Origin of the sequence: Kitasatospora sp. NPDC056327 (assembly GCF_042261735.1) — a bacterium.
Classification (GTDB): Bacteria; Actinomycetota; Actinomycetes; order Streptomycetales; family Streptomycetaceae; genus Kitasatospora.
The window spans coordinates 1-14,061 of sequence record NZ_JBHJRC010000217.1 but is presented as its reverse complement, the minus strand read 5'-3'; the positions used below and the strand labels follow the sequence as shown (position 1 = coordinate 14,061).

Genomic DNA, 14,061 nt, shown 5'->3' with positions numbered 1-14,061 from the left:
GCCCCTCCGCCGTGCGGCGCCGGGCTCAGCCAGGCTGGTCGGTGACCGCGACCGGGCGGGTCACGTCGCTGGACCACTCGCTCCAGGAGCCCGGGTAGAGGGTGGCCGGCAGTCCGGCCACCGCGAGGGCCAGGATCTGGTGGGCGGCCGTCACGCCGGAACCGCAGTAGACGGTGGTCTCCCGCTCGCCCGCGCCCAGTGCCCGGAAGCGGGCGGCGAGCTCAGCGGGCGGCAGGAAGCGGCCGTCCGGACCGACGTTCTCGCTGGTCGGCGCGGAGACCGCGCCCGGGATGTGGCCGGCCCGCGGGTCGACCGGCTCGGTCTCACCCCGGTAGCGCTCCCCCGCCCGGGCGTCCAGCAGCAGCGCCTCGCGGGCCCGGGCGGCGGCGCCGTCCGCGTCGGTCACCGGAAGCCGCCCCGGCACCGGCTTGAAGTCGCCGTCCTCGGCGACCGGCACCTCGGTGCTCACCGGCAGCCCGGCCTCCCGCCAGGCCGCGAACCCGCCGTCCAGCACCCGGACGTCCGGGTGGCCGGCCCAGCGCAGCAGCCACCAGGCGCGGGCCGCGGCCAGCGCGGTGGCGCCGTCGTAGACCACCACCGGACGGTCGGCGCAGACGCCGAAGCGGCGCAGCGCGGCGCCGAACTCCTCCGGGTCGGGCAGCGGGTGGCGCCCGCCCCGGCCGGGCGGACCGGGCGGGGCGGCGAGCTCGGTGTCGAGGGAGACGAAGTGGGCGCCGGGCAGGTGGCCGGCGGCGTAGTCCTCGATGCCGGGCGGGCCGCCGAGCTGCCAGCGCACGTCGAGCAGGACCGGCGGGCGCCCGGAGTCGAGCGCGGCCCGCAGTTCGGTCACCGACACCAGCGGGGAGTCATCGTGAGTGGTGGTCATGGCGGCCATTGTGGCGCAGCGGGGCGGCGGGACGACGGGTGCCGGCCGCGCCCCGGGCGGGGGAGGGCCCGGCCCCGCTCTTTGTGCGGTCTTTGCCGGACTTTCCGCGCGGCCCGAGGGTTCGATCCGCGCCACGGTGGAAGCATCACCCTCACTGCGCCGTTTCGTGCGCCGTCCGCCCCCCGAGGAGACCTGTCATGCCCGCGCTGACAATCCGGCTGGCCCAGGGCACCCCGTGCTGGGTCAGCCTGATGACCGACGACCTGCCCGGTGCCCGGGAGTTCTACGGTGACCTGCTCGGCTGGACCTTCTCCCCCGGCCCGGGGCAGCTCGGCGACTACGTCCGGGCCCGGCTCGGCGGTGAGCCGGTGGCCGGGCTCGGGGTGTCCTCGGTGGCCGGCTTCCCCGTGCAGTGGACCACCTACTTCGCGGTGGACGACGCCGACCGCTCGGCCCAGCTGGTGCGGGAGTGCGGCGGAACCGTCGCGGTCGGGCCGCTGCAGGCGGAGCGCGCCGGGCGGCTGGCGATCGCGGCGGACGTCTCGGGCGCGGTCTTCGGACTCTGGCAGGGCGAGGAGCACCCCGGCCGGGAGGCCGGTCCCCAGCCGGGCGGGCCGGCCTGGGCGGAGCTGCTCACCCCGGACGCGGACGGTGCGGCGGTGTTCTACCGGAGCGTGCTCGGGGTCCCGGTGGCGGAGACCGGCGGCGGAGCGGCGCTGCTGGTCGACGGCCGACCGGTGGCCGGGGTCCGGCGCGGGGCCGAGCTGCGCGGCCACCCGCCGCGCTGGCGCACCCACTTCGCGGTCGCCGACGTCGATCTGACGGCGCGCCGGGCGGTCGAGCTGGGAGGCAGGGTGCTGGTCGGCCCGCAGCCGACCCCGCGCGGCCCGGCGGCCCGGCTGGCGGACCCGCGCGGCGGGCACTTCTCGGTGCTGCAGACGGGTTAGGCCTGCTGCTCCTCGAAGGGGAGGACGTCCGGGGAGAGCACCGCGGCGCGGGCGGTGGCGGCGGTGAGCCGGCGGCGGTGGTGGCGGCGGCAGAGCACCTCGTAGCCGACCTCGTCGGCGCGGACCGAGATGTCGCCGACCACCACCTGCGCCCCCTCGACGACCATCACCCCGCCGACCGTGCGGGCGTTGTGGGTGGCCCGCGCGCCGCACCAGCAGAGCGCCTCGACCTGGAGCACCTCGACCCGGTCGGCGAGTTCGATCAGCCGCTGCGAGCCCGGGAAGAGCCGGGTTCGGAAGTCGGTGGTGATGCCGAAGGTGTAGACGTCGATCTCCAGTTCGTCGACCACCCGGGCGAGCTGGTCGATCTGGCCCGGGGTGAAGAACTGGGCCTCGTCGCAGATCAGGTAGTCGACCCGGGCACCGGCCGAGAGCCGGTGCACCACGTGGGCGTGGAAGTCGAAGTCGTCCGTCACCTCGACCGCGTCGGCGCGCAGGCCGAGGCGGCTGGAGATGGTGGCCGTGCCGGCCCGGTCGTTGCGGGTGAGGATCATCCCCTGCCGGCCGCGGGCGCCGTGGTTGTGGTCCATCTGGAGCGCGAGCGTCGACTTGCCGCAGTCCATCGTGCCGGAGAAGAACACCAGTTCAGCCATGGGTGGTGCAAAGGCCTTTCGCATCGGGGGAGTTCATCGGCGGAATTCGAGCAGCGGCACGAACTGCTCGACCGGGGTCATCGAACCGTGCAGGCCGATCATCGCGGACTCGCCGGGCTCGTTGCGGGAGGCCACGATCGCGATGTCGTCACGGGCGGCGGCGACCACGTCGCCGATCCGGTGGTAGACCCGGTCGTCCACCACGGGGCCGAACCAGCCCGCCTCGATCGCCTGGTCCCGGGTGGCCACCCACATCCGGTCGCCGAGCACCTCGCTCCACACCGTGTGCACGTCGGCGGCGGCGCCGGGCACGGCGTAGACGTGGCGGGCCCGGCCCTCGCCGCCGAGCAGCGCGACGCCCGCGCCGAGCTCCCAGTCCTCGTCGAAGTCGATCCGGTCCTCGGGGGCGATGTCGATCATGCCGTGGTCGGCGGTGACGTACATCGCCGAGCGGGGCGGCAGCTGTTCGGCGAGCCGCCGGGCGAGGCGGTCGACCGCGTCGAGGGTCATCCGCCACTCGTCGGAGTCCACTCCGAAGCGGTGCCCCGCGCCGTCCAGTTCGCTGACGTACGTGTAGACCAGCGCCCGGTCGTGCTCGGCGAGCCAGGCGGCGGCCCGGTCCATCCGTTCCTCACCGGTGGTGCGGCCGAGGAAGGTCCCGCCGGAGAGCGCCACCCGGGTCAGCGGCGTCTGGGCGAACAGCGGGGAGGAGACCTGGGCGGTGGCCACCCCGGCGGCGTCGACCCGTTCGAAGACGGTCGGGTAGGGCTGCCAGGCGGCCGGGTCGGTGTGCGGCTGCCAGCGGAGCTGGTTCATCAGGTGGCCGGCGCCGGGCACGGCCACCGTGTAGCCGGCCAGACCGTGCAGGCCCGGCGGGGTGCCGGTGCCGACCGAGGCCAGCGAGGTGGCGGTGGTGGACGGGAAGCCCGCGGTGAGCGGACGGCCGGTGCCGCCGAGCGAGCCGGCCGTCAGCGAGGAGAGGAACGGTGCGTACTCGGGGTGGCGCAGCAGCAGCTCCCAGCCGAGGCCGTCGACCAGGAAGACCACCGCGCGGTCGGCGGGTTCCAGCGGCAGCGCCGCCTCGAAGCCGGGTACGCCGAGGCCGGCCGCGACCGAGGGCAGCAGGTCGCAGAGCGAGCCGCTGCCGTAGGGGGGCGCGGGAGCGGCGGCGGGGTCGAGGAGCTCGAAGGCGTCGTGGCCGTCGGGGACGAAGGGCATGGTGGCGGGGCTGGCTTCCTGGCTGGCCGGTGCGGCCCGGGCGCGTGGGGGCGGCGTCCGGACGGCGCGGATCGGTACGTGGCGGGTCGGTGCTTGGCAGGTCGGTGCTTGGCGGCGGCGGTGCGGGCGGCGGGAGGCCGGTCGGCGGCGGGAGCGGGGCGTTCGGCCCGGTCAGACCCGGGGGCCGTTGGCGATGGTGGCCTCGGAGAGGGCACCGGCGAAGGCCAGCGCCTGGGCGACCGTCTCGGGGCCGTCGCCGGCCTCGCTGACCCGCAGTGACAGGTCGTCAGCGGTGGCCGAGCCGGTGTAGCCGTGGTCCGCCTCGCAGTTGGGGTCGGAACAGCCGGCCGGTTCGAGGTCCAGGCGCTGGACGGCGCCCCAGCCGATGGTCAGCACCACCTCGCGGGGCAGGGTGCCCGGGGTGTACGTCTCCGGGTTGGCGACCATCCGGCTCACCACGACGGAGTTGATCCGGTCCAGGCGGACGCTCTCGGTGGAGGTGGTGGCGAGGGGGACGGCGGTGCTGCTGCCGTCGCCGGTCTGCTCGTCCGTGTGGCTCACCACGAAACGGGTCGCGGTCAGCACCAGGACGGTGACGTGCCGGCGCACCTCGTTGGCGTCGAAGGTGGTCTCCTGGTGCACCAGGTAGGAGCTGATCGGCTCGGGGCCCACCGCGGACTCCACCGCCTCGGACACCAGGGCCGGGTAGTAGCCGCTGCGCTCGATCGCGGAACGCAGGTCCTGCGTGGTGGTGGTGCCGGTCTTCGCCATAACTCCATCCTGGCATGGTCCGCCGACGAAGCGGGCGGCGCGGCGCCGAGCTTCGGACAACGGCGCCCGCGGTCCGGACGCAACCAAGGAAGGTTACAGCGTGCTCATGGCGCGCGGGCCCAGATCACTGCGGACCGGCAGGGGCGCGATGCGTACGCGCGCCCCCAGGATCGCCAGCCCGTGCGGGGCGACGACCACCGGTTCGAGATCCACCGAGGCGACCTCCGGCAGGTCGTCGACCAGCCGGGACACCCGCAGCAGCAGTTCCTCCAGGGCGTCGGTGTCGACGGCCTCGGCACCGCGCCAGCCGAACAGCAGGGGCGCCGCGCGGACCTCGCGGACCAGCGAGGCGACGTCCTGGTCGGTGGCCGGAACCAGTCGGTGGGCGACGTCGCCGAGCAGCTCGGCGGGGGCGCCGGCGAGGCCGAAGGAGAGGATCGCGCCGACCGCCGGGTCGACGGTGGCACCGATCACGGTGTCCACCCCGCGCGGGGCGAGCCGCTGGACGACCAGGGCGGCCTGGGCGGCGCCGCCGAGCAGGCCGTCCAGTTCCCGGTGGGCTCGGCGCAGGCCCTCCTCGTCGGTCAGGTCGAGCCGGACGCTGCCGAGGTCGGGGCGGTGCCGCAGGTGGGGGGCGGTGGCCTTGAGGGCGACGGGGTAGCCGAGGGTCCCGGCGGCGCGGACGGCGCTCTGCTCGTCGGGGGCCGGCAGGGCCGGCGAGACGTCGATGCCGTAGCGGGCGAGCAACGCGGCGGCGTCGGCGTCGGGCAGGGTGATCCGGGCGCCGCCGGGCTGGGTGCGGGCGGCGATCGCGGTGCGGGTGGAGAGCGCGGCCTCGACCAGGACACGGGCGCCGGCCTCGTCGATCCGGTCGAGTTCGGGGACCCGGGCGGTCTCCTCGGCGGCGGCCATCCGGCGGCGCCAGCCGGCGTAGTGGACGGCGTGGGCCAGGGCCCGCACGGCCCGTTCGGGTGCCGGGTAGGCGGGGATGCCGCCGGGGCGCAGCCGGCCGGGCAGGTCGGTGAGCGCCAGGTGGGCGAGGAGCAGCGGCTTGCCGGCCGCGCGGGCGCGCTCGCCGGCCTCCAGCAGGGCGGCAGCGATCTCCGGGTCGTCGGCTCCGGGCCCGGAGCCGTCCGGGCCGGTGGGCAGGACGGCCGCGCGCGGACCCCAGGACTGGTTGCCGAGCGGCGGGATGGCGACGGCGATCACCGCGTCCACCCCGGGGTCGCCGAGCGCGGTGTCCAGGGCGATCCGGAAGTTGTCGCCGGTGGCGGCGGTGGTGAGGTCGACGGGGGTGCGCGGGCGCAGGCCGGCCGAGAGGCAGGCGTCGTGGGTGAGCAGGCCCAGGGAGTCGGAGTTGCCGATCACCGCGACCCGGTCGCCCGGCGGCAGCGGCTGGTGGGCGAGCAGCTCCCCGGTGTCGTACAGCTCGGTGATGGTGTCCACCCGGGTGACGCCGGCCTGCTGGAAGAGGGCGTCGACGGTGGCGTCCCGCAGACCGGTGGCGGTGGCGGGGACTGCGTGCCCGGGCGGCAGGCTGCCGGTGTGGCGGGCGCCCTTGACCACGACGACCGGCTTGGCCTGGGCGAGCCGGCGGGCGATCCGGGTGAACTTGCGGGGGTTGCCGAAGGACTCCAGGTAGAGCAGGACGACGTCGGTGGCCGGGTCCTCGGCCCAGTACTGGAGGAAGTCGTTGCCGGAGACGTCGGCGCGGTTGCCGACCGAGGCGAAGGAGGAGATGCCGAGGCCGCGCCGGTGGGCGGACTCCAGTAGGGCGACGCCGATCGCGCCGGACTGGCAGAAGACGCCGAAACCGCCGCGTTCCGGCAGCACGGGGGCGAGCGAGGCGTTGAGCGGGCGGTCGGGGTCGGTGGAGAGGAGGCCGAAGGCGTTGGGGCCGATCACCCGCATGCCGGCCGCGCGGGCCTGGCGGACCAGGGCGCGCTGGCGGTCGCGGCCCTCGGGGCCGGTCTCGGCGTAACCGGCGGTGACCACCACCAGGCCCTGGACGCCGTGCGCGCCGCACTCGGCGACCGTCGCGGGGACGGCCGAGGCGGGGACGGCGATCACCGCGAGGTCGACCGGGCCGGGGATGTCGAGGACCGAGCGGTGCACCGGGACGCCGTCGAGCTCGCTGCCGGGCGCGGCGTTGCGGTTGACCGCGTACACCGGCCGGTCGTCGCCGACGGCCCCGGCGAGCAGGTCGCGCAGCAGGGTCCGCCCCACGGTCTGCGGGGTGCGGGAGGCGCCGATCACCGCGACCGAGCGCGGGGTGAGCAGCCGCTGCACGGAGCGGGCCTCGGCGCGGTGCTCGCGGGCCCGCATGACGGCGAGCGAGGCGGCGGTGGGTTCGAGGTCGAACTCCAGGTGGACCACGCCGTCGGCGAAGCTGCGGCGCTGGACGTAGCCGGCGTCGGTGAAGACCTTCACCATCTTGCGGTTCTCGGGCAGCACCTCGGCCTGGAACCGGCGGATGCCGCGCTCCTGGGCGACCGCGGCGATGTGCTCCAGCAGCGCGGAGGCGACGCCGCGGCCCTGGTGGGCGTCCTGGACCAGGAAGGCGACCTCGGCGTCGGTGCCGGTGTCGGAGGGACGGCCGTCCGGGTCGATCCGGTCGTAGCGGACGGTGGCGATGAAGCGGTCGCGGACGACGACGGCGAGGCCGACCCGGTTGACGAAGTCGTGGTGGGTGAAGCGGCGGACGTCCTTGTCGGAGAGCCGGGGGTAGGGAGCGAAGAAACGGAAGTACTTGGACTGGTCCGAGACCTGCTCGTAGAACTCGACGAGGCGGCCGGCGTCGGCGGGGGTGATCGGGCGGATCCGGGCCGTTCCGCCGTCCCGCAGCAGGATGTCGGCCTCCCAGTGCTGGGGGTAGTCCGGCTCGGCCGGCGGGGCCGGACGGGGTTCCTGCTCGGGGTTCGGTGCCGCGGAGTCGTCCACGATCGTCAGGTTATCCGGCGGCGGGCCGAATGGCGCCGGGCGTGCGTTCACGGCAGGGTGGACATGGCCGCTGAACGGGGATTATGCGTGGTTTATGACCCCGAAAGAAACAATCACAAGTCCCGAACGGGGCAGTGAGATGGGGTGTCCTGCGTGCGACACTGGTCTAGACAACACGTCCGTTTCCCCCATCACGGCCGTGACCAGCTTTACCGGAAAGGCACGTCTCATGGCTGAGCGCCGCGTCACCATCGGTTGGGCCGAGGGCCTGCACGCCCGTCCCGCCTCCGTCTTCGTCAAGGCCGTCGCGGCCACCGGCGTGCCGATCACCATCGCCAAGCCCGGCGGCAACCCGGTCAACGCCGGCTCCATGCTCGGCCTGCTCGCGCTCGGCGCGCAGGGTGGCGACGAGGTCGTGCTGGCCTCCGACGCCGAGGGCGCCGAGCAGGCGCTGGACCGCCTGGCCAAGCTGGTCCAGGAGGGCCTGGACGAGCTGCCGGCCGCCGCCTGAGCACCGCCGCACCCGTAGTCGTCCGGAGCCCGGGCCCCGTTGGTCGGGGGGCCCGGGCTCCGGTGCGCCCGCGGGCCTGCGCACCGGGCCGCCCCGGGGCGACGTACGGCGGGCGGCGGGCGGCGGGCGGCCTCAGCGGCCGGACGGGCGAGCGGGCTTCCGCCGGGGCGGGGCGCTCCAGGACGTGTCCCTCATGCCGTGTCCTCCTCTCGACGGCTGGCGGTGATCGCGCCGGGGGCGCTCAGTCGGCCACTTCGACGCGCCGGCGATGGGTCGCCGGGTCCCCCAGACAGGCGAGGAGGCAGTCGGCGACGTTCGCCCGCGCGGCGCGCGAGGCCTTCGGGAGGTGCCCTCCGATCACCGTCCGGTAGCCGGGCGTGGCCGGACCGTCGGTGAGCATCGGCACCCGGAGGATGGTCCACTCCGGCACGCCGCCGCTCTCGATCTCGGCCTCCATCCGCGCGAGGTCGAGGTGGATGTTCCGGTAGATCCGGTGCACCACGAACCCGGCGACGAACCGCTGCAGCACCGGCAGGTGCCCGGTCTCCAGCCCGGCCGAGGACATCGCGACCAGCCGCCGCACCCCGCCCCCGCGGGCGGCGGCGACGATGTTGCGCACGCCTTCCGAGAAGACCGTCGTCGCGGCCCGGCCGGTCACCCCCAGCGCCACCACCACGGCGTCCTTGCCGTCCAGCGGACCGGTCAGCGTGTCCGGGTCGAACACGTCCCCGCGGACCTTCGTCAGCCGCTCGTGCTCCACCGGCAGTCCCGCCGGATCGCGCAGCAGCGCCGTGACGGCGTGCCCGGCCTCCAGTGCCTTCCCGACGAACAGGCGCCCGGTCCGGCCGGCCGCTCCCACCACGACGATCTCCACGACTTCCTCCTCACCGCCGCCGGCGGCAGCGGGGTGCGCCTTGCCCCGGACTTGAATTCGTATAGACTATACAAACAAATTAACCCGCAGAGAGTCAACGTCAAGGGCGGCCCGGGGCCGCCCGGAGGGGATGCCGACGATGAGTCAACTCCTGGGGAAGATCGCGCTGGTCACCGGTTCGACGTCGGGAATCGGGGCCGCCGCGGCAGCCGCGCTGGCCGCCGCCGGGGCGCACGTGGTGGTCTCCGGCCGCCGGGCCGGGCTGGGCGAGGCCGTCGCGGAACGGATCCGGGGCGAGGGCGGACGGGCGGAGTTCGTCGCCGCCGACGTCACGGTGGAGGAGGACGTCGCCCGGCTGGTCGACACCACCGTCGAACGGCACGGCCGGCTGGACATCGCCTTCAACAACGCGGGCGGCGGCGGGGCGTTCGGCCCGCTCGACCGGGTACCGGCCGAGGCCTTCGCCGAGGTGGTCGCGGTCAACCTGACCGGCACCTACCACGCACTCAAGCACGAGATCGCGGCGATGCGGGCGAGCGGCGGCGGCAGCATCGTCAACAACGCCTCCACCGCCGGCGTCCAGGGCAACGCCTTCGGCCTCGGCGCGTACACCGCGGCCAAGCACGGCGTGGTCGGGCTGACCCGGGCCGCCGCGCTGGAGGCGGGCCCGGCCGGGATCCGGGTGAACGCGCTGATCACCGGGCCGGTCGACACCGAGGAGTTCCGCCGGCGGGTCGGCGGGCACCCGGGCGCGCTGGAGCGGGCGGGACTGGCCACCGCGCTGGGCAGGATCGCCACCGAGAAGGAGATCGCGGACGCGGTCGTCTTCCTCGGCAGCGACGCGGCGGGCTTCGTCACCGGCGCGCTGCTCGGACTGGACGGCGGCATGACGGCGGGCGTCGCCGCCGGAATGGCGCAGCGGCCGGGCGGCGGCGGAGCGGGCCCGGACGCGCGGGTGCCCGCCGCCGCCTGAGCCGCGGGCACCCGCCCGCACCCGCGCGCCGCCGTCCCGGGGACGCGCGTCAGGGCCCGTCGCCCGGCACTGCTCGCCGGACGACGGGCCCGCGGCACCTGCGGCGGCGCCGGTTCCGGGAGCCCGCCACGGTGCTCCGGAGCCGGCGCCCGGCCCGGCCGGACGTCGGCGCCGGGCCGGGGCCGCCGCTGGACAGCCCCGCCCGGACCGGGAGCACAATGAAGGCCACCGCACCCGCCTCAGGAGACGTCAGCAGCCCATGAGCCCCCGCCAGTACCGAGCCGGCCAGCGCCAGGTCGCCGCCGAACAGACCCGCGCCCGCATCCTGGAGGCGGCCTGCGAGCTGCTCACCGGGGAGAAGGGGCCGGCCTCGTTCAGCATGGACGCCGTCGCCAAGACCGCCGGAGTGGCGCGGATGACCGTCTACTACCAGTTCGACTCGAAGACCGGCCTCCTGGAGGCGCTCTTCGACGACCTGGCCCAGCGCGGCGGGATGGCCGGGATGCCCGCGGCGTTCACGGCACCCACCGGCGGCGAGGCGCTCTCCGCGGTGCTCGACGTGCTCACCGGCTTCTACGCCTCCGGCCGGACCGCCCTGCGCCGGCTGCGCGGCCTGGCCATCCTCGACCCGGAGCTGGAGACCGCGCTGCGCAGCCGCAACGAGCGGCGGCGCGGCGGGCTCCGGGTGGTGCTCGGCCGGGTGCTCGCCGACCGCGGCGCCGAGGTCGGCGAGGCCGGACTCGACGAGCTGGTGGGGGTGTTGTTCATGCTGACCAGCTTCGAGACCTTCGACCTGCTGGCCGACCAGGTCCCGGACGGCCGGGAGCGCGAGAGCGGGGCGGACGACGGCCGGGCGGTGGCCCGCCGGGTCGAGGAGCTGGTCCTCGCCGTTCTCGACCGCCGGCTCGCCGGCTCCTGAGGCGCTGCCGGAGCCTCCGGGCCCCGCGCGCCCCGGTCGCCCCGGTCGCCCCGGTCGCCCGGCGGCCCCTCCCCCGGTCAACGGACGGAGTGGTCCGGCACCCGGGACGGCACCGGCCACCGGCGCCGTACGACAGCCGACGGCCGACGGCGCGGCGGTCCTCCTCCCAGGAGACCGCCGCGCCGCCTTCCCTCTTCCTCGCGGGCCCGACGGCCCACTCGGTCACGGCGGGCCGCCGCGCCTCCCGGCGCCGCGCCCCGCCGCCCTCCCCCGGCCGGGACGGCCCGCCCCGGAGCACCACCAACGGGGCCGGGCCGTCACCGCACCGGGGCGGTCGCAACGGCTCGCGCCGTCAGTCGCTCCCCGCCTCCTGGGCGGCCGCGGCGCCGGTGCTGCGCGGCCGCTGGTCCGGCAGGATCACACTGGCCGCGATCAGCCAGATCAGTCCGCCGAAGCGGGCGATCGGCAGGAAGAACCCGAGGCCGGTGGAGAGCAGGGCGAGGGTCCCGAGGACACCGATCCCGGCGAGGACCAGGCCCGCCCGGGCGAAGCCCTTCGGCCCGAACCCGAGCAACAGCATCGGCACGGCCGCACCGGCCAGCATCACGGCGAACGGCACGACGTGTCCGGGGCCGCCGGAGGCGAAGGCGAGGTCTGCGAGCGACCGGGCCAGTGGCGCGTCGCCGAGGTCCCCGACCCGCGAGGCGGCCCACAGCGTGAGCCCGCACAGCGCCATCGCCGCCGCCGAGAGCACCCCCGCCGCCAGCGCGATGCCGGGGCCGGGTGCCGTCACACCGAGCCGGCGCAGCCGCTGGTGGACGATCGCGGCCCAAACGGCGAGCGGGAGCGAGGCGCCGAACTGCAGCGTCCCGGCGATCTTCACCGCGGTCCCGTGCTCCTGGTAGTAGGCGAGCGTCTCGGCCGCCGAGGCGGTGGGCAGCGGGGTCTGCCGGGCCAGCACCACGGAGGCCACCATCAGGGCCGCGAACGCCACGGCGGGCAGCAGCAAGGGGGGACCTGTCTGCCGGCGCCGGGTGAGGGCGGCAGGCGCCGCTGATGTCGTGGTCATGAGAGGTGCTCCAGTCGAGTACGGGTCGATAGGGCAGGGCCGGGCACCGGGCTGATCGACCCCGGCGCCGGTAGTTCCAGAACAACAATAGTTCACCTTGGGACATCATTGTCCACTGCTAGGGTTGTTCGCATGACCGAGACCCCCGACCGCGCCCCGGCCCGGCACCAGGGCCCACAGGGATCCCAGGTCGCCTTCCTCCTCTCGCAGTTGGGCGAACACGCGGCACAGGCCTTCGCCGCACGGGTCGCCGAACTGGACCTCACCCCGGCCCAGGCCGGCCTGCTCCGAACGGTCGCGACGGACCCCGGCCGGCACCAGCAGGACCTCGCGCGGCGGCTCGGCATGTCCCCCAGCCGCTTCGTGGCCTTCGTCGACGCGATCGAGGAGCGCGGTCTGGTCGAACGCCGGCGCAATCCCAAGGACCGCCGGTTCCAGGACCTGTACCTCGCCCCCGGGGGCGAGGAGGCGATGCGCGGGCTCGCCGCCGCGGCGGCGGCCCACGAGGAGGCCGTCTGCACGGGCCTCGATCCTCAGGAACGCGCCGCGCTGGCCGCCCTGTTGCGCCGGATCGCCGAGGCCCAGCACCTTTCCCCCGGGGTGCACCCCGGCTACCGGCGGCTCGACCCCGGGCGCGACGGGAACTGAGCGCTCCGGCCGGTCCGGGGCACCCCGGGCAGGGCATCGGCACCGGTGGACGGCAGAACGCCGTGCCCGCGGGACGGCACGGCCACGGACGCGCGAAAGCCCCCGGCCACGGCCGGGGGCTCCCTCGGACGAACGGTCGCGGAACGGACTCAGCCCTTGACGCAGACCACCTGCTTCAGGTGCGCCACGACCTCGACGAGGTCCCGCTGCTGCTCGATCACCTTCTCGATCGACTTGTACGCGCCCGGGATCTCGTCCACCACCCCCGGGTCCTTGCGGCACTCCACGCCCTTGGTCTGCTCGACCAGGTCCTCCGTGGTGAACCGCCGCTTCGCCGCGCTGCGGCTCATCCTGCGGCCGGCCCCGTGCGAGGCCGAGTTGAACGACGCCTCGTTGCCCAGCCCGCGCACGATGTACGACCCGGTGCCCATCGAGCCCGGGATGATCCCGTGGTCGCCCGCCCCGGCCCGGATCGCGCCCTTGCGGGTGACCAGCAGGTCGACGCCGTCGTAGCGCTCCTCCGAGACGTAGTTGTGGTGGCAGCTGATCACCTCGTCGAAGCCGACCTTCGCCCGCGGGAACTCGCGCCGGACGATGTCCTGGAACAGCGCCATCATCAGCGCCCGGTTGCGCTTGGCGTACTCCTGCGCCCAGAAGAGGTCCTGCCGGTACGCGGCCATCTGCGGGGTGTCCGCGACGAACACCGCGAGGTCACGGTCGATCAGGCCCTGGTTGTGCGGCAGCGACTGGGCGACGCCCATGTGGTGCTCCGCCAGCTCCTTGCCGATGTTGCGCGACCCGGAGTGCAGCATCAGCCAGACCGCGCCGGTGTCGTCGACGCACACCTCGATGAAGTGGTTGCCGCCGCCGAGCGTCGCCATCTGCTGGGCCGCGCGCTCGCGCCGCCACCTCACCTCAGGCGCGATCGCGTCGAACCGCTGCCAGAAGTCGTCCCAGCCGCCGGCCGGGACCCCGTGCAGCCGGCCCGGGTCGACCGGCTCACTGTGCAGGCCGCGGCCGACCGGGATGACCTGCTCGATCCGCGACCGCAGCCGGGAGAGGTCGTCGGGCAGGTCCTTCGCGGTGAGCGAGGTCTTCACCGCGCTCATCCCGCAGCCGATGTCCACGCCGACCGCCGCCGGGCAGACGGCGCCGCGCATGGCGATCACCGAACCGACCGTCGCCCCCTTGCCCAGGTGGACGTCGGGCATCACGGCGAGCCCGTGCAGCCAGGGCAGCGAACTGATGTTGCGCAGCTGCTGCATGGCCTGGCCCTCGACGGTGGCCGGGTCGGTCCACATCCGGATCGGGACCCGGACGCCGGGTACCTCGGTGTACGACATGGTTCAACGACCTCCAAGGTCGGGTGATTCAAGCCCGGGCGGGCATGCGCCCGCAGGGGATGCCGCGCGGGGAACCCGGCGCGGCGCGGGGATGTCAGGGGTCGGCGGCGTTCAGCCGGCCGAGGGGCATCGGAAGGACGGTCTCGGGGAGCCCTGTCGAGTTCGCTCGACCCGCATGACGACCGCCTCCTCTCCGTGTGTACCGGGTGCCGGGGGATATCTACCCACGCACCGCGCGGCGCCCGCAAGGGAATTAGCGCCGCGAACGCCGAGGGGGCCCGGCGGGGCGTCGGAACGCTCCACCGGGCC

General features: G+C 75.3%; 13 protein-coding genes. 5 read left to right on the top strand and 8 right to left on the bottom strand.

Annotated elements, in window-relative coordinates:
* Positions 1 to 25: 25 nt before the first annotated feature.
* On the bottom strand, positions 26 to 886 hold the full coding sequence (locus tag ACFCX4_RS26285) for a sulfurtransferase (protein ID WP_376147089.1): 861 nt from the start codon (positions 884 to 886) through the stop codon (positions 26 to 28).
* A 197-nt stretch (positions 887 to 1,083) separates the two neighbouring features.
* On the opposite strand from ACFCX4_RS26285, the gene ACFCX4_RS26280 reads away from it, so the two are divergent.
* On the top strand, positions 1,084 to 1,833 hold the full coding sequence (locus ACFCX4_RS26280) for a VOC family protein (protein WP_376147086.1): 750 nt from the start codon (positions 1,084 to 1,086) through the stop codon (positions 1,831 to 1,833).
* Here the strand turns inward: ACFCX4_RS26280 and ACFCX4_RS26275 are convergent.
* The 4 genes from ACFCX4_RS26275 to ACFCX4_RS26260 form a co-directional block, all read right to left on the bottom strand.
* Positions 1,830 to 2,486 carry a thymidine kinase gene (locus tag ACFCX4_RS26275; protein WP_376147083.1) on the bottom strand — a complete coding sequence of 219 codons (657 nt, stop codon included), beginning with the start codon at positions 2,484 to 2,486 and terminating at the stop codon, positions 1,830 to 1,832. The two genes, ACFCX4_RS26280 and ACFCX4_RS26275, sit on opposite strands and share 4 nt — an antisense overlap.
* A 33-nt stretch (positions 2,487 to 2,519) precedes the next feature.
* A complete protein-coding gene (locus tag ACFCX4_RS26270; RefSeq protein WP_376147080.1) occupies positions 2,520 to 3,704 on the bottom strand; it encodes an alkaline phosphatase family protein in 1,185 nt (394 codons plus the stop codon).
* Positions 3,705 to 3,875: 171 nt separating this feature from the next.
* Entirely contained in the window at positions 3,876 to 4,475 is a 600-nt protein-coding gene (locus ACFCX4_RS26265; RefSeq protein WP_376147077.1) for a DUF5998 family protein, read from the bottom strand.
* A gap of 93 nt (positions 4,476 to 4,568) precedes the next feature.
* On the bottom strand, positions 4,569 to 7,415 hold the full coding sequence (locus tag ACFCX4_RS26260; protein WP_376147074.1) for a GNAT family N-acetyltransferase: 2,847 nt from the start codon (positions 7,413 to 7,415) through the stop codon (positions 4,569 to 4,571).
* A 229-nt stretch (positions 7,416 to 7,644) separates the two neighbouring features.
* Between ACFCX4_RS26260 and ACFCX4_RS26255 the strand changes: the two genes are divergently transcribed.
* Positions 7,645 to 7,926 carry an HPr family phosphocarrier protein gene (locus ACFCX4_RS26255; RefSeq protein WP_376147071.1) on the top strand — a complete coding sequence of 94 codons (282 nt, stop codon included), beginning with the start codon at positions 7,645 to 7,647 and terminating at the stop codon, positions 7,924 to 7,926.
* Between the two features lie 241 nt (positions 7,927 to 8,167).
* Here ACFCX4_RS26255 and ACFCX4_RS26250 read toward each other — a convergent pair whose 3' ends face one another.
* On the bottom strand, positions 8,168 to 8,800 hold the full coding sequence (locus ACFCX4_RS26250) for an NAD(P)-dependent oxidoreductase (RefSeq protein WP_376147069.1): 633 nt from the start codon (positions 8,798 to 8,800) through the stop codon (positions 8,168 to 8,170).
* A gap of 139 nt (positions 8,801 to 8,939) precedes the next feature.
* Between ACFCX4_RS26250 and ACFCX4_RS26245 the strand changes: the two genes are divergently transcribed.
* Both ACFCX4_RS26245 and ACFCX4_RS26240 read left to right on the top strand, forming a co-directional pair.
* A complete protein-coding gene (locus tag ACFCX4_RS26245; RefSeq protein WP_376147066.1) occupies positions 8,940 to 9,773 on the top strand; it encodes an SDR family NAD(P)-dependent oxidoreductase in 834 nt (277 codons plus the stop codon).
* Positions 9,774 to 10,032: 259 nt separating this feature from the next.
* Positions 10,033 to 10,692, top strand: a complete 660-nt coding sequence (locus ACFCX4_RS26240; RefSeq protein ID WP_376147063.1) for a TetR/AcrR family transcriptional regulator — start codon at positions 10,033 to 10,035, stop codon at positions 10,690 to 10,692.
* Between the two features lie 352 nt (positions 10,693 to 11,044).
* Here the strand turns inward: ACFCX4_RS26240 and ACFCX4_RS26235 are convergent, their stop codons facing one another.
* The gene (locus tag ACFCX4_RS26235; RefSeq protein ID WP_376147060.1) at positions 11,045 to 11,761 is read right to left on the bottom strand and encodes a DUF4386 domain-containing protein; all 717 of its coding nucleotides are present in this window, start codon (positions 11,759 to 11,761) and stop codon (positions 11,045 to 11,047) included.
* 132 nt (positions 11,762 to 11,893) lie between these two features.
* On the opposite strand from ACFCX4_RS26235, the gene ACFCX4_RS26230 reads away from it, so the two are divergent.
* Positions 11,894 to 12,409, top strand: a complete 516-nt coding sequence (locus tag ACFCX4_RS26230; protein WP_376147057.1) for a MarR family winged helix-turn-helix transcriptional regulator — start codon at positions 11,894 to 11,896, stop codon at positions 12,407 to 12,409.
* Positions 12,410 to 12,558: 149 nt separating this feature from the next.
* Here ACFCX4_RS26230 and ACFCX4_RS26225 read toward each other — a convergent pair whose 3' ends face one another.
* Positions 12,559 to 13,752, bottom strand: a complete 1,194-nt coding sequence (locus tag ACFCX4_RS26225) for an RtcB family protein (protein WP_376147054.1) — start codon at positions 13,750 to 13,752, stop codon at positions 12,559 to 12,561.
* Positions 13,753 to 14,061 lie beyond the last annotated feature (309 nt).